We start from the raw sequence: 23,900 nt of genomic DNA, 5'->3' as shown, positions 1-23,900 counted from the left end.
CAGTCGCGTGACGCAACTGAAGTGCCAAATCGACCCAGTCACCTGCTCGGTGTTTTTTTCGCATCCTGAATGGCCCCAGCACACTAAAGGAGTAAATGAATTGTCCAGACTCGCCGAGTTTCGCGCTGCAGAAAAAGCCCTTCAAGAGCAACTTGCCCAGCTTGAGTCCTTGAAGAATGACGCCGGTCTGAAAAAGGAAATCGAGTTCGAAGAAAAGCTCCAGGGGTTGATGAAAACCTACGACAAGAGCCTGCGCGACATCATCGCCATTCTCGATCCCGGCAAGACCAAGGTACAGGCTGTAGCCCCCAAAACACGCCGGGCGCGTGTGGTCAAGGTCTATGAGAACCCGCACACCGGGGAACTGATCGAGACCAAGGGTGGCAACCACCGTGGGCTCAAGGCCTGGAAGCAACAGTATGGTGCCCAGACTGTCGATTCCTGGCTACGCAAGTGAGCAGAGCGTTTTCACAATTTTTTCACGCTCTCTCTTTCAGGATGGAATCTGCTAAAGGATTAGCGCCCCAAATGCCCGCTTCGGCGGGCTTCTATTTTCCCGCTCCAGTGAGTCGCCCCGTCCACAAACGGTTTGCTCAAACGCTTCAGTTCCGTATCATTCCCTCCTGACAAGACCGCTGACGCCTTCACGGCCTGATTACCTGGCCCCTCGAACGCGCTTCGCTCATCTATTCTGGAGTCCCCATGCAAAACCTCGACACTTTCCCCGGCGTTACTGCCCAGCCTGACACCGCAACCCAGGGTTTCGTGTTCAACCACACCATGTTGCGCGTGAAAGACATCACTCGCTCGCTGGATTTCTATACCCGCATACTGGGCTTCAGCCTGGTAGAAAAGCGCGACTTCCCGGAAGCCGAGTTCAGCCTGTACTTCCTCGCCCTGGTCGACAAGGCGCAGATCCCTGCCGATGCCGCCCAGCGCACCCAGTGGATGAAATCCATTCCCGGCATCCTCGAGTTGACCCATAACCACGGCACCGAGGCCGACCCTGCGTTCGCCTACCACAATGGCAATACCGACCCGCGTGGCTTTGGCCACATCTGCCTGTCGGTACCGGACATTCGCGCCGCCTGCGAACGCTTCGAAAGCCTGGGCGTGACCTTCCAGAAGCGTCTGAGCGACGGGCGCATGAAGCACCTGGCGTTCATCAAGGACCCGGACGACTACTGGGTCGAGATCATTCAGCCTACCGGGTTCTGATCGAAGGCCCTTAACAAGCGCCCCCCCTGTAGGAGCGGGCTTGCCCGCGATGGCATCACCGCGGTCATTCAGACAAACCGCGCCGTCCGCATCGCGGGCAAGCCCGCTCCTACAGTTTCAGCAGGCCATCACGCCGGCGCCGACGTCCGGATCAGGTGATCGAACGCCGCCAACGAAGCCTTGGCGCCCTCACCCACCGCAATGACGATCTGCTTGTAAGGGACGGTGGTCACGTCACCGGCCGCGAAGATCCCTGGCAAGTTGGTTTCACCGCGTGCATCGACCACGATCTCGCCGCGTGGCGAGAGCTCGATCGTGCCCTTGAGCCAATCGGTGTTGGGCAGCAACCCGATCTGCACGAAGATACCTTCCGCTTGACGTGCTCTTCCAGGGCAACGACCAGTTTCGGCCCTTCGGTTTGAGAGGCTGGCGATTTCACGCAGCAGCCCGAGCATTTCCTGGGATTTCGCGCCGTCGTCAAGCGAGGCGACGATCTCGATCGGTTGCGTGACCCGTTCCAGGTACGACTTCAACCGGGCTTTAAGATTGGCGTCCAACATACGGGCGATTTCCTTTTCAAGACGGTAAAAACAATAACGCCCGGGCATTTGTTGCCCAGGCGTGTCGATCGGGCAGGCGCCGGGTCAGATCTTGCCGACCAGATCCAGAGATGGAGCCAGCGTCGCTTCGCCTTCTTTCCACTTGGCTGGGCAGACTTCACCTGGGTGAGCCGCCACGTACTGGGCAGCCTTGATCTTGCGCAGCAGCTCGGACGCATCGCGGCCTACACCGCCATCGTTGAGCTCGACGATCTTGATCTGGCCTTCAGGGGTTGAAAATCTGATGGAGGGAATCCTATCCAGCGATGGCCAAAAGCGCTCATTGGCAAAGCTCATGCCGTTGATTGGCTTTGGCTATAACGCCAACCTGTTAAATAGAAGAAATCATTCATAAGCCAAGGTCACAATGGCTCGTCCGTTGGCTGTGCCAGGCACGACCAGAGACTCGGTCTGCAGGTAAGCGGTCTTGAGTCCGAGGGTAAGCTGGGACATGCCTGTGATCGCCGTAGCGGCCAACCACTGACCGGGGCTACCGGCCGGCCCCAGGATGACAGGCGTCCCGTCAGTCCGCATAAGGCGAATTCCCACCCCCTTGGCCGTGGAGTCGGCCGTCAGGTGCAAATGCTCTTTAGTGTTGCCCGGTACACTGGCGTCGGTCACGTTGGCATGGATGCTGAGCCGTCCACCCTCGGCACCGCCGACACAGTTCAATCGCAAGCTGAAATGCACCACTGGGGTCATGCTGCCTATGCCACGCAATCGCGCCTGTGAATGTTCGCCAAGGTTGACCTGGGTATGACGCGATGCCGGGTCCAGGGTGCAGGTCGGGTTTTCCAGGATCACCTCAGCCTGGTTGTTGGCCAGGCTCAAGCGATTGGCGCTTAGCCCAGCGTAAGTGCGCGACACTGTCAGCGCCGGCAGGCTGAGACGACCCGGCGTCACCGGACCGGTCTTGATCAGCATCAGGGTGTAAGCCGGCATGGGTCGATGCCGCCCCGGTGACACCGGCTCACTGATGCGCGGCCAGCGCATGATCTGCTCCAGGGGCAGCCGCTGGATGATTTTTACGCCAATACCGGAAACCGAGGTGGCATACACGCCATCGAACCCGGTGCTGGCCATGGGTGCCGACAACCAGCCATGGCTCTGATCATCCTGGCCAGTGCAATTTAGCGAGGTCGCCGGCCCGCTGACAGTTTGGGTATGTAGAACCTGACCGACAGCCAAGGCTGCCGGCACGACAATCTGCCCAGGCAGCGTCAAGGACACCTCGGCGGTAGAATGACCAGGCTCGAAGCTGCACGAGGCAACGCTTGCTGGCGAAGTGGCGAGCAAACAGACAACCAGGCCCAACCCCATCGTTTTTTTCAGTGTGCAGCGGTTCCGAGGCATTTCGTTTTTCCTTGCCGCGTAGGGCTCATGCTTCGTCATCACTGTGACCTTGCTGGCAATGGGCTTCGATTTGTGGCAAATCCGTCTGTCCATCTGCCTGCTGCGGCAGAACATAGTTCAACCAGCATTGCTGGTGTGTTGCCTGCCCCCACGTCACTCTCAGCATCCCCTGTTGCCCGATGCCGCGGACGAATATCCGGCTCCCCTGCCCAACCAGACCCAACTCCTGGTCACTTTCATCCAGTACGCTCGCCCCGAACGGCAAAGGCGAGCCATCCGTTCTTTTCGCATGAATCAACAGCGTGCGCCCAATCGTTGTCGGGTAATGCAGCAACGGCACAGCCCCGGCCCCGGGTACGCTCTGTTGGCTGGTCACTTGCAGTTCGATATCGGTCGATAGCCCCTTGGGATCGAGGTCAATGATATTGACGCTGTAGGGCGTCAGGTACGGCACTACCGCGTAGCCGTTGCCGTCCACCCGTATACCGGGCTGTGCCAACACCCGCGCCCTGGCCGCTCCAGGCGCATGGACAATCGCGAATGTCTCATCCAATGGCTGCGACAGCGTGACGCCCCCGGCATGCCCAACGAATGCCCCGCGCACGCCCAGCGAAGCCTGCGAGTAGCCCGTACCGGCGCCAACTGACCCACTGAACTCCCCCATGGAGGTGCGGTACTGGGCGTTGGCATTGCTGCTGGTGCTGCGCTGATGCTCATCGCGCGCCGCAGTCGCACCCACGCCATAGCTCAACTGGCCCTCGGCATCGGCAATGGCGCTGAGCTGAGCATGTGCCTGGCTACGCGCCTGGCTGTCGTAAGTGACGCTGGTGCTCAGGTGCGCGCGCCGCTCGCGCCCCAGCGGGACGCTGACATTGAGGAAATAGTGCGTATCCAGATGCCCTCTTTCGTCGCGCTCCCGGTTGACTGACACGCTGTAATTCAAGGTTTTGTAGCGATTGAAGTAACCCAGGGCGTAGTTCAGGTTGCTCGCATAATCATCTCGGTAACGGGTTGTCGAGGCCGACAGGCTGAACCGCCCCGCCTGCTCGCCCAGCGACTGGGCCAGCGACAGTGAAGTGCGCATCTGCGCACGCCCGGTTCGGTGTGCGTCCAGGGGGCTGCGATGATCGCGGCTCACATGTACTGCGTCATTGAAACCGTAGAAGCCGTCGCTGGCGTAGTGCGTCGAAGCCAGCGCGAGATCCGTCGCGGTCTCCGGGAAATACCTGGCGTAACTCAGACGCAGCGCCTGACCTTGCTGGGTACCTTGCCCGGCGAGCCGGGTATTGGCGTGAGTGAGGTCCAGCCCCAATGCCCCATAGGAGGTATTGAAGGTCCCGCCAAGCAACATCGCGTTATAGTCCTGTGCCCCCGTCCCACCAACATGGCCACTGAACAGGTTGGTGAAACCATGCTGCCAGGTGCCCTGGACGAACGCCGGCCCGTCATCGACTTGCGAGTCCCGCCAGGTGCCGGCGGTCAAGCCGAAACGGTCGACACCTGGCCGTAACGCCAGTGGCACTGCCTGGTAAGGCAAGGTAAAGGTGCGCACACTGCCATCAGCCTCATTGATCGAAACGATCAGGTCGTCGCCGTAGCCGGTGGCATAAAGGTCGTCGATCTCGAAGGCGCCGGGTGCCACCGTTGACTCATGCAGGACAACCCCGCGCTGCCTGACTGTCACCCGCGCATTGCTGTTGGCCACGCCCCGCACTGTCGGCGCAAAACCGCGCCGGGAACCCGGCAGCATTCGATCGTCGCTACTCAGCTGAATGCCCCGAAAGCCACTGCTATCGAACAGTTCACCGGTGGTGTAGGCGTCACCCAGTGTCAGTTGCGCTTTCCATTGCGGCAGTTCGCGCTGCACGTACGTGGCAATGCCTTGGTAGTCACGCGCTTGCTGCTGACCCCAGCTCACTCCCCCTTCGTGTCGCCAATGCCAGTGCCCCGTGTTCAAACCGGCGCGCAACCCCAGGTAACCTTGAGTCTGACGCCCCGTTGCCGCAGCCCGGTTGTTCTGATTGAAGAGGTTGAGGTTATAGTCGAGAAAACCGACACCCACGCCCCCGTCCCACTGTTGCGGATCGATGTAATCGCGAGCGCTGCGATCCAGGGCGAGCTGCTCAATGCTCAGGTCCAGCCGCTGGTTGGCGAAATCAAAGGTTTCAGTGGCCAGCGCGAGCACGTCGATCAAGGCCAGGCACGTGCCTTGTTCGTTGAGTTTCCCTTGCGCCTGTGCCGGAAGGCGCTTCACGTCGACCCCAATACGTTGCAGCAACCGACGATCATAACAAGGCATCGCGTCCTGTTCCTGAACCTGCGAAGTGAATGTCACATCGAACCGGCCCTGCCAGTGCTCATTGACGAACAGGTCCAGATGATAAATACCTGGCCCAGTGATGTTGCGCCTCTGAAAGCGCGAAACGTCCAGCGGCTCGGCGCCGTGCTGATTCAAGAATGCGGCTTCGAACTCGACGTCGGTCACTGCGGGCGTTGGCATCGCACTGACGTTTTGCATCTCAACGCTGACCAGCAACACCCAGAATGAAAACCCGGCCCTTGCATATCCATGGCGACACATCACAAGCAACTTTCCTTCTTGCCTACTGCTGACATTCAGGCGTTCAAAGCCCCGGCCCGACCTGAACCGGCTGCCAACCTTCGACGCCGGCACCATGGTCATTGATGCTGGTGTAACGCACCTGCGCCGTCGCGCCGGGCGTGACGACCAGCCCCGGCACGGGAAACAGCGCCTGACCGGCCGGCGCGACATAACCGGTCCCGGCATCGAAATCCTTGCCGTTGACCGTTACCACCATATGTCCCAGGTTGACGATATAAGGCGTGGGGTTGGTTGCCCGCAGTGCCAGCCCCTGCTTGTCGGCAACGATTTCCCAGGTCACCCTGGCAGGTGCATCCCTGGGCTCGCCAGCCAGCCCTGGCGGACGAAATATCAGCTTGATGCGAGTACGCAATGACAGTTGCAGTGTGTTCTGCGACGCCTTGGGTGGAACCTCCAGGACGTTGAGCCAGAACAGGCTCTCTTTGTCCGTGGGCAACGGCTCCTGGGTGTAGATCACCCTCAGCGTCTGTCCCTTGTCCGGATCGAGCCGGAACAACGCCGGTGCAATACTGAAAGGCACCTGCAACGCTTGCGGCGAGATGTCGGCCTGACCATTGTCCAGCCATGCCTGCACCAGGGCCGGTCGCTTGCCGTTGTTGGTCAGCTTGACGGTGACCTCGCGCTCTTGCGCCGGAAAGATCACGCGGGTACCGCTGATGACCACACTGGCCTGGACCGGCCCGATGAGCGCGCACGAAGTCATCAGCACCCAGGCAACCAGGGTGGCTTGAATAGTTTTGTTCATGGGGTGTCTACCAGGTGCAGCGACGGGCGAGTCAACCGCCCTTGCACAGGGCAGTCGCCGGGAACAGCGGCTGCCTCATTCGAATTACGGGTATGTCAGGGCGTATTGAATACGCGTAGTGGTCACGCCGGGCGTGGCGCCGCCGAGCGAATAGTATTGGGCAGCGTAAATGAGGTTAGCCCGGCCATTGACGATATTGACGACTTGAGAGTTCTGGTTGCCACTTTCTCCAGCGGCATTGATCGGGGCATTCAAACTGTTGAGCAGTTGAATTTCCACGTTCGTGGCGCCGCCTTCATCGAGGACCAGGCGACCGGTCTGCGGGTTGACGGCTGGGCTATCCCTGTCGAAATAGGTCTGTACCCGAGACAAACCGGCCGTGCAATCGGTCAGGGTGAGTTGAAAAGACCGGCGCCCATCGGTTTGCCCCGGATTCACCAGACGCGCGGACTGTACCGCTGGCAATTCAACTGAAACATCGTTGTTGCCACCGTTGATGGTGCAGGTACTGCCGATGATGCTGCCGCTGAAACTCATTTGCCCGCTTTCGGCCTGGGCACCGATGGGAAGCAGGAGCAGCCCCGCCAATACCATCGTAAAGGGAAAGAATCCGTTCCTCATGAAATACTCCATCCAGTGGTTAAACACACCAGCGAAGGACACCACTGCCCCTCGCCGCGCCCTGCGCTGCAGAGCCCGGACAGTATGGGTTTTCTCTGTTGAACAAAATGTAGGGCATATCTTGCGCGGCAAGTCGCAACCGCTTCAGAAGCGACTGGAAATGCTCACCGCCCAAGCGCGTCAAGCCACCGGCGTACGCAAGGTCACGAATTCCTCGGCCGCCGTCGGGTGAACCCCGATGGTCTCGTCGAACAGCTGCTTGGTAGCCCCGGCCTTGAGCGCGATCGCCAGGCCCTGGACGATCTCGCCGGCGTCGGGCCCGACCATATGGCAGCCCAGAACCTTGTCGGTCCTGGCATCGACCACCAGCTTCATCAGGGTGCGCTCCTGGCACTCGGTCATGGTGAGTTTCATCGGCCGGAAGCGGCTTTCGAAAATTTGCACTGGGTGCCCGGCCTCGCGGGCCTGCTCTTCGGTCAGGCCGACTGTACCAATCGGCGGTTGACTGAAGACCGCGGTCGGGATGTGCTGGTAATCCACCAACCGATACTGCTCCGGCTTGAACAGACGCCGCGCGACGGCCATGCCTTCGGCCAGCGCCACCGGCGTCAGCTGGACCCGGCCAATGACATCGCCGATGGCCAGAATCGAAGGTTCCGCGCTCTGGTATTGGTCATCGACCTCGATAAAACCACGCTCATCCAGCTTGACGCCAGTATTCTCCAGCCCCAGGTTGTCCAGCATCGGTCGCCGCCCGGTGGCATAGAACACGCAGTCGGCTTCCAGTTCGCGACCATCCTTGAGCGTTGCCTTCAGGCTGCCGTCGGCTTGTTTGTCGATGCGCGCGATATCGGCGTTGAACTGCAGATTCAGACCACGCCTGGTCAGTTCGTCCTTGAGGTGCTGGCGTACCGCGCCATCGAAGCCGCGCAGGAACAGCTCGCCCCGATAGAGCAAGGAGGTCTCGGCCCCGAGCCCCTGGAAGATACCGGCGAACTCAACCGCGATATAACCACCGCCCACCACCAGTACCCGCTTGGGCAGGGTTTTCAGGAAGAACGCTTCATTGGAGTTGATCGCGTGCTCGCGGCCGGGAATATCCGGGATCTGTGGCCAGCCACCGGTGGCGAGCAGGATATGTTTGGCGCTGTAGTGCTGGCCGTTGATTTCAACCTTGTGCGGGTCGAGCAAGCGGGCATGCCCTTCCAGCAGCTCGACGCCGCTGTTGACCAACAGATTGCGGTAGATGCCGTTGAGGCGTTCGATCTCGCGGTTCTTGTTGGCGATCAAGGTAGCCCAGTCGAAATCCGCCTTGTCCAGGGACCAGCCATAACCCTCGGCTTGCTCGAAGTCGTCACCGAAGTGGGCGCCATAAACCAGCAATTTTTTCGGCACGCAGCCGACATTGACACAGGTGCCCCCCAGGTAGCGGCTCTCGGCCACCGCCACCTTCGCACCGAAGCCGGCGGCGAATCGCGCCGCACGCACGCCGCCGGAACCGGCGCCAATCACAAACAGGTCGAAATCGTAGGCCATATCAGTCTCCTTGGCAGGCCGTCAGCATACCGCCTGACGCCGGACAATAAACAAAAAAGCCACCCGGAGGTGGCTTTCAATTCGCGGCCCGGGCCGCTCCCACAAGATCGGGATCAGTAAGCCTTGCCGGTCTTGTAGAAGTTCTCGAAGCAGAAGTTGGTTGCGTCGATGTAACCTTCGGCGCCACCGCAGTCGAAGCGCTTGCCCTTGAACTTGTAGGCCATGACGCAGCCGTTTTGCGCCTGCTTCATCAGCGCGTCGGTGATCTGGATCTCGCCGCCTTTGCCCGGCTCGGTCTGTTCGATCAGGTCGAAGATGTCCGGAGTCAGGATGTAACGACCGATGATCGCCAGGTTGGACGGGGCATCTTCCGGCTTTGGCTTCTCAACCATGCTGTGTACGCGGTAGATGTCGTCACGGATCATCTCACCGGCAATCACACCGTACTTGTTGGTTTCTTGAGGATCAACCTCTTGAATGGCCACGATCGAGCAGCGGAACTGATTGTACAGCTTGACCATCTGAGTCAGTACGCCGTCGCCTTCCAGGTTAACGCACAGGTCGTCCGCCAGCACCACGGCAAAGGGTTCGTCGCCAATCAGAGGACGGCCGGTCAGGATCGCGTGCCCCAGACCTTTCATTTCGGTCTGACGAGTGTAGGAGAACGAGCATTCGTCGAGCAGCTTACGGATACCGACCAGGTATTTTTCCTTGTCGGTGCCCTTGATCTGGTTTTCCAGCTCATAGCTGATGTCGAAGTGGTCTTCCAGAGCGCGCTTGCCGCGACCGGTCACGATGGAGATCTCTGTCAATCCGGCATCCAGCGCTTCTTCTACGCCGTACTGGATCAGTGGCTTGTTCACCACCGGCAACATCTCCTTGGGCATGGCTTTGGTTGCTGGCAGGAAGCGAGTGCCGTAACCGGCTGCCGGGAACAAGCATTTCTTGATCATATGAGTCCTTAACAAGGGCTGTACGTACGAATTTGGCGCAGTCTAATCAGGCGGCGGTCACCTTACAATGCCCGCCGCAAGCTGCTGACGCCATCATAGAGAAATCCTGGCGCAGATAGTTCCGCTAGACCACTGATATTGCGCCCATCGGTATGCATCTTCTGAGGAGTTGTGATGACACGCTAGTCCCCCGGCGAAGTAATCTATAGCATTGGGCGGTCAAACAAGTCCTTCCACATCTGAACTGAAGATGCGCCCATGAGTAAATCGCTGGCACTTTTCGCTGTATTGGCCCTGACAGGCTGCGCAACCGCTGCGCCGACTTACCTGAAAAACGGCGAGCAAGGCCTGAGCATAGACTGTTCCGGCGGTGCGATGTCGTGGGAGCAATGCTACAAGAAAGCCGAAGCATCCTGCCCGGCAAGAGGCTACGACATCATCGGCACCAATGGCACCCCGGCACTCAAGGAAAGCGAGAAGACCCTGGGCGCTGACATCGGCAATTACACAAGCCGCAGCCTGGTCGTGCTCTGCAAGTAATCGCGGGCGACCGGGTGGCTACCCGGTACGATCAACCCGAGATGCAGTCCGTGGCGGCGGTACGAACATCGCCCGGACGCAATGGCATGTTGGACATGCGCTCATGCACCTTGATGCTGCTGCCGTTGGAGCGATCAGTAATATCGACCAGCGCGGCGGGGTCGGCGGAAAACTTCTGCGGCACGATGACGCGATAGCCATCATGGAGGGGTTCTATGACAGAAGGACCGCGACTATCAGCGAGTTTCGCCACCACGCACTTGGCGTAGGTATCAGGATCCTTGCCGGAAATAACGCTCATGGTTTCCCGACTCTGTTCAATTTCGGCAACAGATGCACAACCGGTCAGCGCTACTGCCAGCGCCAGCAAAGCCCACTTCATAAACGAAATACTCCGGGTAAAAAAGCTTCGACCACGCAAAGTCCGATTTGCTCCCTGCCCTGGCAGATTTATCATCACCTGCGCATCAATCGGGCACCCAGACCCCGCCTCGTGCTATCGTTTTGATTTGCCAGAAAAAGCGTTCCGGAGAGTCACATGAAATTCGTACACCAGCGCGAGCATCTCAACGAAGACGATATCGTCGTCATCGAGTGTTCCCAGCGCTGCAACATCCGCCTGATGAGCGATGCCAACTTCCGCAGCTTCAAGAACGGTGGTCGACACACCTACCACGGCGGCGCTTTCGACACCTTTCCGGCCAAGATCACCGCGCCGAGCACCGGCTTCTGGAATATCACCATCGATACTGCCGGGACCAGACCGAGCAGCGTAGTGCGCAAACCCAACTTCGCCCATAAGATTCGTATCATCCGCCGCTCGTCCTCGAAGTTCAGCTGAGACACGGCGCAACACTCTTCACAGGCAGGTATTCCCGTGACCGGCACCACCAAATATGTGATTCGTTACAAGCTCAACGGCGAACGCCGCTGGGAGTTTGCCCAACTGCAGTCGGGCACTGTCGAGGAAGCCAAGGAGGCCCTGAAGGCGATTCATGGCGAGAGCGGCGATGAAATCGCCGACGTACATGTGAGCAAGGCGCTGTAAGTCTGCCCACCGAGTCTTGCCTCCCGATTAGTCCGGTCGTCTTTAATTTCAACGTCCCCCACCTCAACCCTGGAGAACAACGCAATGAACCGATGGCCGGACACCCGTATCCTCGACTTGCTGGGCATTGAACTGCCGATCCTCCAGGCACCGATGGCCGGCGCCACCGGTTCGGCCATGGCGATTGCGGTTTCCAATGCTGGCGGCCTGGGTTCCCTCCCCTGCGCCACCCTCAGTCACGAGCAGATACGTCAGGAGTTGCTGGCGTTCAGTCAGGCCAGCAGCGGCCCGCTGAACGTCAATTTCTTTTGCCACCAGGCGCCTGCTGCCGATGCGCAACGCGACGCACGCTGGAAGGAATCGCTCAAGAATTATTACCGTGAACTGGGCGCCGACTTCGATGCCCCTACGCCGGTGTCCAGCCGGGCGCCTTTCGATGACGCCGCCTGTGCACTGGTCGAAGAATTTCGTCCTGCCGTCGTGAGTTTTCATTTCGGACTGCCGCAGCCGCATCTGCTCGATCGCGTCAAGGCCACGGGCGCCAAGGTGCTATCGAGTGCCACCACCGTCGACGAAGCGATCTGGCTGGAGCAGCATGGCTGTGACGCGATCATCGCCATGGGCTATGAAGCCGGCGGCCATCGCGGCATGTTTCTGAGCGAAGACCTCGGCACTCAGGTCGGCACGCTGGCGCTTGTTCCGCAGATCGTCGATGCGGTCAAGGTCCCGGTGATTGCTGCCGGCGGTATCGGCGATGCTCGCGGCATCGTCGCGGCATTCGCCTTGGGCGCTGCCGCCGTGCAGTTGGGTACTGCCTATCTGTTCTGCCCCGAAGCGAAAATTTCCCCGGCCCACCGTCAGGCACTGGGCACGGCCAAGGAAAGCGAGACAGCGCTGACCAACCTGTTTACCGGTCGTCCGGCACGGGGGATCAACACCCGCATCATGCGCGAGCTGGGGCCCATGAGCCCGGACGCGCCAGCCTTTCCTCTCGCTGGCGGCGCGCTGATGCCATTGCGGGCGATTGCCGAGCCCGCCGGTTCCAGCGATTTCAGCAACCTCTGGTCGGGCCAGGCATTGCGCCTGGGGATGGAGCTGCCGGCTGCGGAACTGACGCGTAAACTTGCCAGCGAGGCGTTGGCCAAACTTTCGCATTGAGCCAACCGAGTAACGCCGAACCCTGGCGACCTTCATCCGGCGCACCTCGGTCGGCGTAGCCGCTGCCGCCAGGCTGCGCTGGAGTCCCGCAGGGGCTCCCCCGGCGGCCTTGATATCTTGCGCCCGCTAACGCGCGCGAGCGCAGCCTGGCGGCAGCGGGCTCAGCGTTGCTTTCGTGCTCGTGTTTCCGTTTGTCGTGGATTCGCTATATATTAATTTATACAACGAAACCCCGCCTCCCGGAGCTGTTCAATGAGAATGCGTGCCCCCCGTCTTGCCGTCACCGGCGCTTGTGCCCTGCTCGTCACCTTGAATCTGAACAGCGCCTGGGCCGATGAAGTCCAGGTCGCCGTCGCAGCCAATTTCACTGCGCCGATCCAAGCCATTGCCAAAGACTTCGAACGCGATACCGGGCACAAACTGGTCAGCTCATTCGGGGCTACCGGTCAGTTCTACACCCAGATCAAAAATGGCGCGCCATTCGAGGTATTCCTCGCCGCCGATGACAGCACCCCGGCAAAACTGGAAGCCGAAAACGAAACCGTTGCCGGGTCGCGCTTCACCTATGCAATCGGCACCCTCGCCCTGTGGTCGGCCAAGGACGGTTACGTCGATGCCAAGGGCCAAGTGCTCAAGGACAATCAGTACCGGCACCTGTCGATTGCCAACCCCAAGGCCGCACCCTACGGGCTGGCCGCCACCCAGGTGCTGGAGAAACTGAAACTGACCGAAGCGACCCGGGCCAAGCTGGTCGAAGGCCAGAACATTACCCAGGCGTTCCAGTTCGTTTCCACCGGCAATGCCGAGCTGGGCTTTGTCGCCTTGTCACAGATCTACAAGGACGATAAGGTCACCAGCGGCTCGGCCTGGATCGTCCCGGCCGAGCTGCATGACCCTATCAGGCAAGATGCGGTGGTCCTCAACAAAGGCAAGGACAACCAAGCGGCCAAGGCCCTGGTCGATTACCTCAAGGGGCCGAAAGCTGCCGCAATCATCAAATCCTACGGCTACGAGATCTGATGCCACTCAATGAAACCGACTTGTCAGCCATCTGGCTGACCTTCAAGCTGGCATCACTGACCACGCTGATTCTGTTGCTGGTCGGCACACCCATTGCCTGGTGGCTGGCGCGCACGCGCTCGCGGCTGCGCGGGCCGGTGGGTGCTGTGGTTGCCCTGCCGTTGGTGCTGCCGCCGACCGTCATCGGTTTCTACTTGCTGCTGGCCCTGGGGCCGCATGGCTTGATCGGCCAGGCGACCCAGGCCCTGGGGTTGGGCACCGTGGTGTTCAGTTTCAGCGGCCTGGTCATTGGCTCGGTGATCTATTCGATGCCCTTCGTGGTGCAGCCTTTGCAAAATGCCTTCACCGCCATCGGTAACCGACCGCTGGAAGTCGCCGCGACATTGCGCGCCAGCCCCTGGGACAGCTTTTTCTCAGTGGTGCTACCCCAAGCCCGGCCCGGCTTCATTACCGCGAGCATCCTCGGCTTTGCCCACACCGTGGGCGAGTTCGGCGTGGTGCTGATGATCGGCGGCAATATCCCGGACAAGACCCGGGTCGTCTCTGTACAGATTTACGACCATGTCGAAGCCATGGAATACCTGCAAGCCCACTGGCTGGCCGGGGCCATGCTGGTGTTTTCCTTTCTTGTGCTGCTGGCGCTGTATTCAAGTCGCCAGGGCAAACCCGGCTGGAGTTGAGCATTGTCCATCCATGCCCGTTTGCAATTGGACTATCCGGCGTTTTCCCTGGGAGTGGACCTGCAACTGCCCGGGCGCGGCGTCAGTGCCTTGTACGGCCCGTCGGGCTCGGGCAAGACGTCCTGCCTTCGCTGCCTGGCCGGCCTTGAAAAAGCCCGCCAGGCGTATGTCGAAGTCAATGGCGAAGTCTGGCAGGACAGCAGTCGCCGGCTCTTCGTCGCCCCCCACCAACGGCCCATCGGCTATGTCTTTCAGGAGGCCAGCCTGTTCGAGCACCTGTCGGTGCGCGGTAACCTGGAGTACGGCTGGCGGCGCATCCCTCGCTCGCAACGCAAGGTCCGTCTGGATCAGGCTTGCGAGCTTCTGGGCATAGGTCATCTGCTCGACCGGCAACCGCTCAACCTGTCCGGCGGCGAGCGCCAGCGCGTCGGTATTGCCCGGGCCTTGTTGACCAGCCCACGACTGTTGTTGATGGACGAGCCCCTTGCAGCACTCGACAACCAGCGCAAAAGCGAGATCCTGCCGTACCTGGAGCGCCTGCACGACGAACTGGAAATTCCACTGGTCTATATCAGCCACTCCCAGGACGAGGTGGCACGCCTGGCCGATTACCTGGTGCTGATCGAACAAGGCAAGGTTCAGGCCAGCGGACCGATCGGCGAAACCCTGGCCCGTCTCGACCTGCCACTGGCGTTGGGCGACGACGCCGGGGTGATCGTCGAGGGGCGCGTCAGCAGCTACGACCCGGGCTACCAACTACTGAGCCTGAAGCTGCCCGACAGCCAATTGCAGGTCCGCGTTGCCCATGCCCCGATGGCGACCGGCAGCCGTCTGCGCTTCAAGGTGCAGGCCCGCGATGTCAGCCTGAGCCTGCAGGCTGACAGCCAATCGAGCATTCTCAACCGTCTTCCGGTACGGGTTACCGGGCATCGTCTGGCCGATAACAGCGCACATGTGCTGGTCAGCCTCGACGCGTGCGGCACCCCGCTGCTGGCGCGCATCACGCGCTACTCCTGTGACCAGTTGGGCGTGCATCCGGGGCAGGCGCTGTGGGCGCAGATCAAGTCGGTGGCGGTGCTGGCCTGACCAGGGCGTGTCATCAATGAGTTCCTGGCTTGCGCCGGCGCCATGCGTTTCCAGTTCCGTGGCAAGAGCGCAATCGAGCATCAGAGGACGAGGCCCCCTAGCTTTCGTCCCCCATGAGCGACACGCTGGAGGTGAGTCGCCGGGAAAGATCGTCACGCGACAATGGCGGTGCAAAGTAACGCCCCTGCCCCTGGGCGCAGTTCATATCCAGGAGAATCAGGTGTTGCCCGGCGTTTTCGACCCCGGCTACCGTGACGCCCAGGCCGAGTGCATCGGCCAGCATCAGGCAACTTTTGATCACGGCCCGGTTCCGTGGCTGATTCTCGAGGTCGGTCATGAACGGCCCGGCCACCTTCAATTGATTGAAAGGCAACTGACAAAAGTGCAACAGGGATGCCTGGTTGGCGCCAAAGTCGCCAAGGCACAAATCACAGCCCAGCAATCTCAAGCGGATCAAGCTTTCCAGCCCCATTGCAGAGGGCTCGAACAAGCCTTGAGGCGTCAATTCGAATCCGATTCCCATACCCGCCGACCGATAGAATTGCAGCAAGGATTTGATGCGCAGCGACAAGTGCCGGCTCGACAGCTGATCGGTATGCAAGCCGAAGGTCAAACGGAAACCAATGCCCTGCACCATTAGTTCACGTTGCAATTCCAGGCCCTGGTCCAGCATCGTCAGGAGCATTTCGTCGAGCAGCCCGCACCGCTCGATGACCGGCATGAACAGGGACGGTGGTAGTAGCCCCTGCAAGGGATGGTCCCAGTGCGCCAGTACATCGACCCCTTTGATGGAACCGCTGAGAACGTCGCAGCGCGGCAGGTAAAACGCGAAGAATTCCTTGTTGGCCAAGCCCCGGCGCACATCGCATTCGTCCAGGCAGTTCGCTTCTGACACGGCGGCCTGGGCCTGCGGTTCTGGAGCACCACAACTGTCGAGGAGATGGCCCAGCGTTTCAATTTTCAAGGGTTTACCGGCATCGCCCAGGAAGCTCAAACCCAGCAGGCTGACCATCCGGATCACCCCCCGGCGCAATTCGGCGCTCAGGCCGCAGCTGACGATACCGTGCTTGATCAGTGCCTTTTGTGCCGCACGCTGGATGAACTCAAGGCCATCCATGCCTTCCAAGCGCAAATCACAAACGACGATATCGACCGCCCCTACCTGCTTGAGCAGCGCGAGTGCTTCGCCAGCGTAGGCCGATTCGAACACATGCCGGCAGCCCAATTGGCCCAGCATTTTCACAGCGATCGAACGCTGGAAAGCATGGTTTTCCAGAACCAGTACACGTAATGAGTCGGCAGGCACATTAAGGCCCTCGTAAAAGTCCAACGCTCATGTTCCTACCGTACCCGTCCTGTTGAATTGGGAGCATTCCCACCTCCATGTCAGAAATATCCTATAAAAGCGCTACACGGCTGCGGTACACGGGGTCATCCCTGGCAAAATTGTTCCAGGCTGCCGCCAAGGCTCTCCATGGCCTGGCGCAGTGCATCGACCGAGGGGTCGATCTGATCGACCGTCGAGCTGCGCGCGCAGGCGTTTTCCAGCTGCTCGCAAGCGTGCAGCAAATGCCGGGCCTTGATAATGCGAGCGCCGCCCTTGACCCGATGCACCAGGTCCGCCAGGCCGCCCAGGTCAGTTTCACGCTGCAGCAGTTCCAGCCGCTGCAGGTCCTCGTGATTGCTTTTTTGCAGGTCCCGCAACAGAACCTTGACCGAAGCCACATCGCCGCCCGTCAGTTGTCGCAGGCTGGACAGGTCAAAGCCATCACCCATTACCTGCGCTTCGAGTACCGCCTTGCTGCCCTTCGCCGGCGTGACACGATGCAGGCGTTCGGCCAGATCGCCGAGTTCCAGCGGTTTGAACAGGCAATCATCCATTCCCGCCTGCAGGCAGCGTCGCCGCTCGTCGACCTGGGCATTGGCCGTCGAACCCAGCAACAGGCAGGCCGGCTTGCGCTTGCGTCGCTCATCCTCGCGAATACACCGGGCCAGGGCGTAGCCATCCAGGCCGGGCATGTTGCAATCGGTGATGACCACATCGAAGTGTTCGCGCAGCCAGCCTCGCAGCCCTTCGTGCCCATCCTTGGCCAAGGTCACCCGATGGCCCAGGTAACTCAATTGCTGGTGCAGCAGCAGGCGGTTGGCCGGGTAATCATCGACAACCAGGATGTTGAGCGGCAGTGCCGCACGCCGTGGCTCCAGCGGCGATTGCGGGCCTGCCGGCTCCTCGGGCTGCGCTTGCGGCAGGTGCAGACGGACCTCAACCACGGTGCCGGCACCCAGCGTGCTGTTGAGCGTCATTTGTCCGCCCATCATGGCGCACAAGGTTCGGCTGATGCTCAAGCCCAGGCCCGTGCCGCTGCGGGCCGACTGCTGATTGTTGCTGGCCTGGCGAAACGGGCTGCCCAGGGATGAAAGATCGGCCGGTGGAATCCCCACGCCCGTATCCTCCACCGTCAGGTGCACCGCGACGTGCTCGCCCTGCAAGTCGAACCCCAGGCGCACACGGACTTCACCTTCATGCGTGAACTTGATGGCATTACTGATGAGGTTGGAGAGAATCTGCTTGAACCGCAATGGATCGAGCATCACGCCGATATCAGCCCCGTCGCCGGCGTCGAGTATCAAGTGCAGATGCTTGTGCCGCGCCTGCCCCTCGAACATGCGCACCGTCGATCCCACCTCTTTGCGCAGAAAAGCGCGCTGGGGTGCCAGCGCCAGATGACCGGACTCGATACGGGTGATATCGAGAATATCGCCGACCAACTCCAGCAAGCTGCGTGCCGCACCGGATGCGACCTCGATCGCCATCCGGTCGAGCACGCCCTGCTCGGCTTTGCGCAGCGCCAGTTCGAGCATGCCCAGCAGTGCATTCATCGGCGTGCGGATCTCATGGCTCATCGTTGCCAGGAAGGTGGTCTTGGCCCGGTTCGCCGCCTCGGCGTCGTCCTTGGCAATCTGCAATGCATCGTACAGCCGCTGGCGTTCGGAAATGTCGATCCAGCCGGCAATCAGGCCGGCGACCGCGCCATCACTGCCACGATACGGCAACATCCAGTGGTAAAGGGTCAACTGCTTGCCATTGGCCAGGGTCAGCAGCCGATCCTCGATCACCGGCTTGCCCTCTGCCATCACGCTCATGTACGCCTGATGGTAGGCCTGCGCCTGCTCCTCACCCAGCACCTCGACCGGAACCGGCTGACCGATCACTGTTTCGCGCGTCACCCCCAGGGCCTGCAGGTAACTCAAATTGCAGGTCTGCAGAAGGCCATCGCAGTCACGCACGTAGATCGGGTGCGGCGTACCGTCGATCATCACCCGCATGAACTCGAGCTGGTCGGTCAGGGCCCGCTGCGTTCTTTCACGGGCGCGGACCAGTCGTCGCAACGCACGGATCCAGAACAGGGCGACCAGCAGCAGGAGGCCGGCGATGGCAAAGCCCTGGAGGATCAGCCAGCGCCAGGTCTGCCAGTAGCTGTCAGCGATGATCACCTCGCTGCGCCAGCGATTGGTCAGCTCATCCATTTCTTGCGGCACGATGCTGAGCAAGGCCTTGTTCAGGATCGAAAGCAGCTCGTGGGCACCACGATCGGTGGCAAAGGCGAAGTTGGCAGGCTGCACCGGCAAAGGCGCGCCTATTCGCAATCGACCGCGGTACTGGCGCGAGATCATATAGCGGCCACCAATCAGGCTGACCACCGCTGCGCTCGCCTTGCCCTTGGCCACCTTTGCCAGCGCATTGCTGGAGTTGCGGGCGTAGATCACCTTGATGTGCGGATAACGCTCGCGCAGAAAGTCGCTGAGGTAACTGCCATGGATCAGCACAAGGGTCTTGCCCGCCAGTTGCTCCAGGCTCACGGGGCTGCCTGGCGCATCGGCAGTTACCAGCACCAGGCTGTTGCTCAAATAGGCCCTGGTGAAACTCAACTGTTCCCGACGCTCCTGGCTGGGTGGCAAGGCCGCCAGCACGTCGGCTTCCCCCCGCCTGACCTGCTGGATCATCTGCTCGATCGAGCCGCCATTGATCACGTCGAAGCTCAAGCCGGTCTTGAGCGCGACCTTGGCCAGTACGTCGGCACTGATTCCGCGAAAACGACCTTGGGAATCCCGATAACTGACCGGCAGAAACGCATCGTCGATGACCACCCTGACCCGGGGATTGCGCTCCAGCCAGCGCTGTTCCGCAGCGCTGAGCTGCAAGCGTTGACGCACGGGAATACTCACGCCGCCGACGCTCCAGCGCCGCAGTATGTTCTTGCCTTCATGGGCGGGTATCGCCTGCAACGCCGCGTTGACCAATGCCAACAGCTGCCGGTTGTGGCTCGCCACGGCAAAACCGAAATGGTTCATCGGCAACGGCGCGAATTGCGCCAACCGGACATTATCCAGATGACTCTTGCTCGCCAGATAATGCGCCCCCAGGGCATTGCCAAGGTACAGATCGGCCTGACCGAAGGCCACTGCGCCCAGGGCACTGAGGGTCGAGGCGAAGGTCACCAGTTCAGCGTTGGGATACAACCGGTGCACGGTGCTGGCCAACCGGTAATTCTCGAGCATGGCCAGGCGCTTGCCGGGTAACCCCGGGTCGAGCGCCCCATCATCATCGCCTCGGGTCACCAGCAACGGCCGATCTTCGGCGTAGGAATCGGACAGCGCCAGTTCGTGGGTAGCCGCTTCCAGGCCGCTGGAAGTGCCGAGCAGGTCGATCTCCCCTGCCTTGAGCGCCGCTATCGCCTCAAGCCTGGAGCCATAGCGCTGAACCTCGATCCGCAAATTGAGCAATTGTGCGACCAGGCCACTGTAGTCGGCACTGATGCCTTCGTATTCACGGCCAGTGCCCGTGATATCGAAGGGAGGATAGTCCGGTTGGCTCACCCCCAGTCGCAGCGTGCGTTGCGCCCACAGCCACTGACGATCATCGTCGCTCAGTACGATCTGCGGGTTATCCAGCGATGAACGACCGAACAGGCGTGGCGACTCCTCACCCGCATTCAAGGGAACCAGCCACAGCCAGTGACACAGCAATAGCCACCAGCAGCCACGATGTTGTAAGTAAGAGAACACGGCCGGGTCAGATCAACGCATTGCGCTTGGCCAGATCGGCCAGGCCCACCAGCGACTGAACCCGCAATTTTTCGATCAAGCGCGTCTTGTAGGTACTGACGGTTTTGTTGCTCAAGAGCATGGCTTCGCCAATGGCCTTGTTGCTCAGGCCTCGGGCCAGCTGCTGAAGGATCAAGAGTTCGCGATCGGTCAAGGACGCGATGCATTGCGCTTCGCTGGCCTCGCAATCGAGGCGGCGCACTGAACTGAACGGCACATCAGGGAAATAGCTGTAGCCGGACATGATCGCCATCAGCGCCTTGCTCAACTCGTTGAGGTCGTCGGTCTTGGACACGTACCCCGAGGCACCGAGCTTCATGCAGCGCAATGAAAAGTATTCAGCCGCCTGGGAGGTCAGGACCACGATTTTCATCGGCCGTTGCGAAGCCTTGATGCGGGTAATGACCTCCAGCCCGTCGATCAAGGGTATGGCGATATCCAGTATGAGGATGTCCGGCAGGCACTCGCGGGCCAGACGCACGGCATCCACGCCGTTATCGGCCTCGGCCACAATCTCGAATCGCTCCTGAAGGAGCAGCATTTTGACACTTGCACGAATAAAGGGGTGGTCATCCACGATCATCGCTTTGTACATGTGAACCTCACTGCGACACATCAATTGAGGTGCCCAAAGTGACTGGCCATGTCGCTGGACTGGAGCGAACCGCAGTCCAGACCCGAGCATTGGCGTCCGATGCCTGCCGCAACCAGCCGAATCCAGGCTGAAATATGTTCAACAACAGGGATCGAGGCAAAATGCCACCACCTACCTGCACGGCGCATTATTCGTAAATCAGTCGACTCGCAATACCGGACCTTTCCGAATTTTCATCGGAATTCTCCGATATCGTCCACTTGTGCAAAATCGGAAGGCTCTGACACGACGCGCTGTAGACAGGCAATGGACATGACACGACGAAGATCGATTTTGTCCCAGGCGGTCGTCGTGCCACACTGCAACGCTGCCATCACGTATTCACCCCATTTAATGCCAGCGGGAATTAAATATTCCAGGATGCGTCTTTAATGAAGGTTACAGGTGGATACACCCGGTGGATTCACCCGGCACCGCCCAGCCCTTTGCGACTACACTGCGAAAAGGGGCAGCTGGACGGGCTTTTCAGGCAATCAAGGAGAAATCATGCTGATACTTACCCGCAAGGTTGGCGAAAGCATCATCATCAATGATGACATCAAGATCACCATCCTCGGTGTCAAAGGGATGCAAGTGCGGATCGGTATCGACGCGCCCAAAGACGTGCAGGTCCATCGCGAGGAGATCTTCAAGCGTATTCAGGCCGGCACGCCAGCGCCGGAAAAAGGTGACAATCTTCAGTAAGGATCCTTCGGCAGTGGGCCGCTTTCCGGCCCGTCTTCTGCGCGCTCCGTGGAATTGGAGCGCGGTGATGCATCTTGCTCATGAAACTGCGTGGGCGCCGGCCTCGATCCAGTTGCTGGATACGTGCCCGGCTCTATCAGTTCCTGCACCTTGGCGACCAGTTTGGCAATGTCGAAGGGTTTGTCGAAGACGGCTGTGAACAAGTCCGGGCTCAATCGACCGATGTTGGCCTGGGCACCACTCATGAGAATGATCGGCAGTCGCACATCCCCTACCTCCTCTCGAACCGCCTTGGCGAATTCGACGCCGTTCATCACCGGCATCATGTAATCGGTAATGACCAGCGAAGGTTTGGACTGTTCAAGCGCCTCCAGGCCTTTTTTGCCATTACTGGCCTTGGCCACCAGGTAACCCTCATCTTCCAGCGCATAGCCGAGAATATCCGCGATCAGATACTCATCGTCGACTATCAGGATGGTTGTCATAGCAAACAAACCCGAAACCTGGCGTCAAGGATCAGGAGTCGTTTCGGCGGTACCTGACATGACTGCCGTTGCATGTTCAAAGGCCTTCTTCAGTTCGATTCCGTGATTGCCGATGACGATTTCCACCAGCGAAGGGTCATAAAGGCTGTCCCTTACCTTAAGAATCGACAGAACCCGTTTAAGTTCAGATTGCAGCTCGACAAAACGCATCAACAGGATGTTATCGACAATGCCCGACAGTTCCGGGGCCGGCGCATTGATCTCCGAGCCAAAAATGTCACGCATCTCCCAGGTCGCAAATACCGTTACACCGCGGGCACGCAACTCGCCCATCAAGACACTGAAGAACTCGTTCAGCCGGCCTGGGTTGTTGGCAATGCGGTTCAAGGAGCCGAGGCTATCGATCATCACGCGTTTGATGTTCTTTTCGTCGACCAGCCTGAGCAGACGCGCGCCCAGACCGTCCAGCAACCCTTCGGTTGTGTTGCCAGGCAATGTACAAGGCCCCGGCATCTTCCATTGCCTTGCAGTCGACGCCCAACGCGCTGGCCTTCAGGCGTCGGGAATGACCTTCAGCCAATCCGACTGAATTTTTCCGAACGCAACGATCACTTGATCATCACAAGGAGGGACTGGCGATCCATGATCAACGCAAAACTCTACGTCATTGACTACGTACTGCACGGCACACCCAAGTCATTCATCAATGGCTCGTGCCATCAATCTGCCGATCATTGGGGTGAAGGGAGCCCATCCTTGGGAGAAATCGGGGAAATTCCCCGGAAACGGGGAGGAATTCAACAACGGCTTTCGTAATTCGGGCGCACAAAACCAGTCCTTGGCTTTGTGCGAATGCTCCAGCCAGGGCGACCGTTCAGGCACCGCCTTTGTCATCGCCCGATTCGCCGCTTCTATGGTTGCCATGGTCATCACCAGGCTCACCACCTACATGAACACCATGATCGTCACCAGGCTCACCGCCTGCATGGACACCATGATCGTCGCCAGGCTCACCGCCTGCATGGACACCATGATCGTCGCCGGGCTCTGCATGATTGCCATGGTGACCCGACGCATGCCCAGCACCGCCCTCGCCGGCATGCCCCTCGCCATGACCACTGCCGCCATGGCCTGAGCCACTGCCATGACCTCCACCACTGCCGCTACCGCCGTGACCACCGCCGCTGCCACTACCGCCGTGACCACCGCCACTCCCCCCGCCACCATGACCACCACCACCATGACCACCGCCACCATGACCACCACCACCACCACCACCACCACCACCACCACCCTCTTTGGCATACACACTCGAAAAATCGGAAACGGTGTCGGGAATCAAGACTGTTGATGCCGACAGAAGTGCGCCTACAGCCAATGCCAACAGTGTTTTATTCAAAGACATGTACACCTCCACTGACGCTTCTGATGAATAACCGCCAGTAAGCCAATGCAAGCCAGGGGCCAGTCCACTGCAGCAAGCATTGGGCCGTTGAAGGCTCAATGGAGCCGTTCAGTTATCGGTGGTCATCGGACAGGGGCGTCGGCTCATCAGGCTGCGCAAGCGGCTTGTCGATCTCTTCGGCACTTTCCGGTTCATCGTCCTGCGCAGGCCACATCCGCTCCTCTCCAGGCTTGGGCGGATGGAAGCCGGTGTCTTCGCGTCGCGGCATGGGATCGGGTTGAATCTGGCTGGGATAATGTTGGGTTTTCGGATCGGTTGCCATGTGCACCTCCAGGCAAGGCCCGATTGTTCCGGGCCCTATGCGTTGGAGAGTGCCGGGCGACCA

At 60.0% G+C, this 23,900-nt stretch carries 23 protein-coding genes and 4 pseudogenes; 10 read left to right on the top strand and 17 right to left on the bottom strand.

Annotation, left to right across the window (positions count from 1 at the left end; translation table 11 throughout):
- Positions 1–100: 100 nt before the first annotated feature.
- Both NVV94_RS11340 and gloA read left to right on the top strand, forming a co-directional pair.
- Positions 101–457 (top strand): histone-like nucleoid-structuring protein, MvaT/MvaU family, encoded by a 357-nt coding sequence (locus tag NVV94_RS11340; protein ID WP_258447233.1) that lies wholly within the window; start codon positions 101–103, stop codon positions 455–457.
- 245 nt (positions 458–702) lie between these two features.
- On the top strand, positions 703–1,218 hold the full coding sequence (gene gloA / locus NVV94_RS11335) for a lactoylglutathione lyase (RefSeq protein WP_258447232.1): 516 nt from the start codon (positions 703–705) through the stop codon (positions 1,216–1,218).
- A gap of 128 nt (positions 1,219–1,346) precedes the next feature.
- Here the strand turns inward: gloA and NVV94_RS11330 are convergent.
- The 8 genes and pseudogenes from NVV94_RS11330 to galU form a co-directional block, all read right to left on the bottom strand.
- Positions 1,347–1,592: pseudogene (locus NVV94_RS11330) on the bottom strand (FAD-dependent oxidoreductase); the annotation flags it as partial.
- 270 nt (positions 1,593–1,862) lie between these two features.
- Positions 1,863–2,048: pseudogene (locus NVV94_RS11325) on the bottom strand (peroxiredoxin); the annotation flags it as partial.
- Positions 2,049–2,162: 114 nt separating this feature from the next.
- Positions 2,163–3,137: a fimbrial protein gene (locus tag NVV94_RS11320; protein ID WP_408733496.1), complete on the bottom strand. Its 975-nt coding sequence runs from the start codon at positions 3,135–3,137 to the stop codon at positions 2,163–2,165.
- A gap of 58 nt (positions 3,138–3,195) precedes the next feature.
- On the bottom strand, positions 3,196–5,751 hold the full coding sequence (locus NVV94_RS11315) for a fimbria/pilus outer membrane usher protein (RefSeq protein WP_258447230.1): 2,556 nt from the start codon (positions 5,749–5,751) through the stop codon (positions 3,196–3,198).
- Positions 5,752–5,794: 43 nt separating this feature from the next.
- A complete protein-coding gene (locus NVV94_RS11310) occupies positions 5,795–6,538 on the bottom strand; it encodes a fimbria/pilus periplasmic chaperone (RefSeq protein WP_258447229.1) in 744 nt (247 codons plus the stop codon).
- 84 nt (positions 6,539–6,622) lie between these two features.
- Complete coding sequence (locus NVV94_RS11305; protein ID WP_258447228.1) at positions 6,623–7,201, bottom strand: fimbrial protein; 579 nt, start codon at positions 7,199–7,201, stop codon at positions 6,623–6,625.
- Between the two features lie 138 nt (positions 7,202–7,339).
- Entirely contained in the window at positions 7,340–8,695 is a 1,356-nt protein-coding gene (gene gorA, locus NVV94_RS11300) for a glutathione-disulfide reductase (protein ID WP_258447227.1), read from the bottom strand.
- A 113-nt stretch (positions 8,696–8,808) separates the two neighbouring features.
- Positions 8,809–9,648 carry a UTP--glucose-1-phosphate uridylyltransferase GalU gene (gene galU, locus NVV94_RS11295; protein WP_258447226.1) on the bottom strand — a complete coding sequence of 280 codons (840 nt, stop codon included), beginning with the start codon at positions 9,646–9,648 and terminating at the stop codon, positions 8,809–8,811.
- A gap of 258 nt (positions 9,649–9,906) precedes the next feature.
- Between galU and NVV94_RS11290 the strand changes: the two genes are divergently transcribed.
- A complete protein-coding gene (locus tag NVV94_RS11290) occupies positions 9,907–10,188 on the top strand; it encodes a hypothetical protein (protein ID WP_258447225.1) in 282 nt (93 codons plus the stop codon).
- Positions 10,189–10,219: 31 nt separating this feature from the next.
- On the opposite strand, the gene NVV94_RS11285 is transcribed toward NVV94_RS11290, so the two are convergent.
- Positions 10,220–10,570 (bottom strand): hypothetical protein, encoded by a 351-nt coding sequence (locus tag NVV94_RS11285; RefSeq protein ID WP_258447224.1) that lies wholly within the window; start codon positions 10,568–10,570, stop codon positions 10,220–10,222.
- A 156-nt stretch (positions 10,571–10,726) separates the two neighbouring features.
- Between NVV94_RS11285 and NVV94_RS11280 the strand changes: the two genes are divergently transcribed.
- The 6 genes from NVV94_RS11280 (at position 10,727) to modC (ending at position 15,180) form a co-directional block, all read left to right on the top strand.
- The gene (locus NVV94_RS11280; protein WP_258447223.1) at positions 10,727–11,029 is read left to right on the top strand and encodes a DUF1883 domain-containing protein; all 303 of its coding nucleotides are present in this window, start codon (positions 10,727–10,729) and stop codon (positions 11,027–11,029) included.
- A gap of 36 nt (positions 11,030–11,065) precedes the next feature.
- Positions 11,066–11,236: a hypothetical protein gene (locus NVV94_RS11275; RefSeq protein ID WP_258447222.1), complete on the top strand. Its 171-nt coding sequence runs from the start codon at positions 11,066–11,068 to the stop codon at positions 11,234–11,236.
- A gap of 84 nt (positions 11,237–11,320) precedes the next feature.
- Positions 11,321–12,394: a nitronate monooxygenase family protein gene (locus tag NVV94_RS11270; RefSeq protein ID WP_258447221.1), complete on the top strand. Its 1,074-nt coding sequence runs from the start codon at positions 11,321–11,323 to the stop codon at positions 12,392–12,394.
- A gap of 252 nt (positions 12,395–12,646) precedes the next feature.
- Positions 12,647–13,414, top strand: coding sequence for a molybdate ABC transporter substrate-binding protein (modA, locus tag NVV94_RS11265; RefSeq protein ID WP_258447220.1), 768 nt, complete (start codon positions 12,647–12,649; stop codon positions 13,412–13,414).
- Positions 13,414–14,094, top strand: coding sequence for a molybdate ABC transporter permease subunit (gene modB / locus NVV94_RS11260; protein ID WP_258447219.1), 681 nt, complete (start codon positions 13,414–13,416; stop codon positions 14,092–14,094). Before modA ends, modB begins: the two co-directional genes overlap by 1 nt.
- A 3-nt stretch (positions 14,095–14,097) precedes the next feature.
- Positions 14,098–15,180: a molybdenum ABC transporter ATP-binding protein gene (gene modC / locus NVV94_RS11255; RefSeq protein ID WP_258447218.1), complete on the top strand. Its 1,083-nt coding sequence runs from the start codon at positions 14,098–14,100 to the stop codon at positions 15,178–15,180.
- A 97-nt stretch (positions 15,181–15,277) separates the two neighbouring features.
- On the opposite strand, the gene NVV94_RS11250 is transcribed toward modC, so the two are convergent.
- The 3 genes from NVV94_RS11250 to NVV94_RS11240 all read right to left on the bottom strand — a co-directional run bounded on the left by NVV94_RS11250 (position 15,278) and on the right by NVV94_RS11240 (position 20,881).
- Complete coding sequence (locus NVV94_RS11250) at positions 15,278–16,510, bottom strand: EAL domain-containing protein (RefSeq protein ID WP_258447217.1); 1,233 nt, start codon at positions 16,508–16,510, stop codon at positions 15,278–15,280.
- A 101-nt stretch (positions 16,511–16,611) separates the two neighbouring features.
- Positions 16,612–20,178, bottom strand: a complete 3,567-nt coding sequence (locus tag NVV94_RS11245; protein WP_258447216.1) for a transporter substrate-binding domain-containing protein — start codon at positions 20,176–20,178, stop codon at positions 16,612–16,614.
- A gap of 76 nt (positions 20,179–20,254) precedes the next feature.
- Positions 20,255–20,881 carry a response regulator transcription factor gene (locus NVV94_RS11240; RefSeq protein WP_258447215.1) on the bottom strand — a complete coding sequence of 209 codons (627 nt, stop codon included), beginning with the start codon at positions 20,879–20,881 and terminating at the stop codon, positions 20,255–20,257.
- A 546-nt stretch (positions 20,882–21,427) separates the two neighbouring features.
- Here NVV94_RS11240 and csrA point away from each other — a divergent pair.
- The gene (csrA, locus tag NVV94_RS11235; protein ID WP_258447214.1) at positions 21,428–21,625 is read left to right on the top strand and encodes a carbon storage regulator CsrA; all 198 of its coding nucleotides are present in this window, start codon (positions 21,428–21,430) and stop codon (positions 21,623–21,625) included.
- A 134-nt stretch (positions 21,626–21,759) separates the two neighbouring features.
- Here csrA and NVV94_RS11230 read toward each other — a convergent pair.
- From NVV94_RS11230 to NVV94_RS11210, 5 genes and pseudogenes are all read right to left on the bottom strand, one after another.
- Positions 21,760–22,110: pseudogene (locus NVV94_RS11230) on the bottom strand (response regulator); the annotation flags it as partial.
- A gap of 24 nt (positions 22,111–22,134) precedes the next feature.
- Positions 22,135–22,669 (bottom strand): annotated as a pseudogene (locus NVV94_RS11225) (ATPase domain-containing protein); the annotation flags it as partial.
- Between the two features lie 137 nt (positions 22,670–22,806).
- Entirely contained in the window at positions 22,807–23,034 is a 228-nt protein-coding gene (locus NVV94_RS11220; RefSeq protein ID WP_258447851.1) for a hypothetical protein, read from the bottom strand.
- On the bottom strand, positions 22,985–23,515 hold the full coding sequence (locus NVV94_RS11215; protein WP_258447213.1) for a hypothetical protein: 531 nt from the start codon (positions 23,513–23,515) through the stop codon (positions 22,985–22,987). Before NVV94_RS11215 ends, NVV94_RS11220 begins: the two co-directional genes overlap by 50 nt.
- 112 nt (positions 23,516–23,627) lie before the next feature.
- Entirely contained in the window at positions 23,628–23,837 is a 210-nt protein-coding gene (locus NVV94_RS11210) for a hypothetical protein (RefSeq protein ID WP_258447212.1), read from the bottom strand.
- Between the last annotated feature and the right edge of the window lie 63 nt (positions 23,838–23,900).

Origin of the sequence: Pseudomonas sp. LS1212 (assembly GCF_024741815.1) — a bacterium.
In the GTDB taxonomy this organism is placed as follows: Bacteria; Pseudomonadota; Gammaproteobacteria; order Pseudomonadales; family Pseudomonadaceae; genus Aquipseudomonas.
This window is presented reverse-complemented; position numbering and strand designations above follow the sequence as displayed.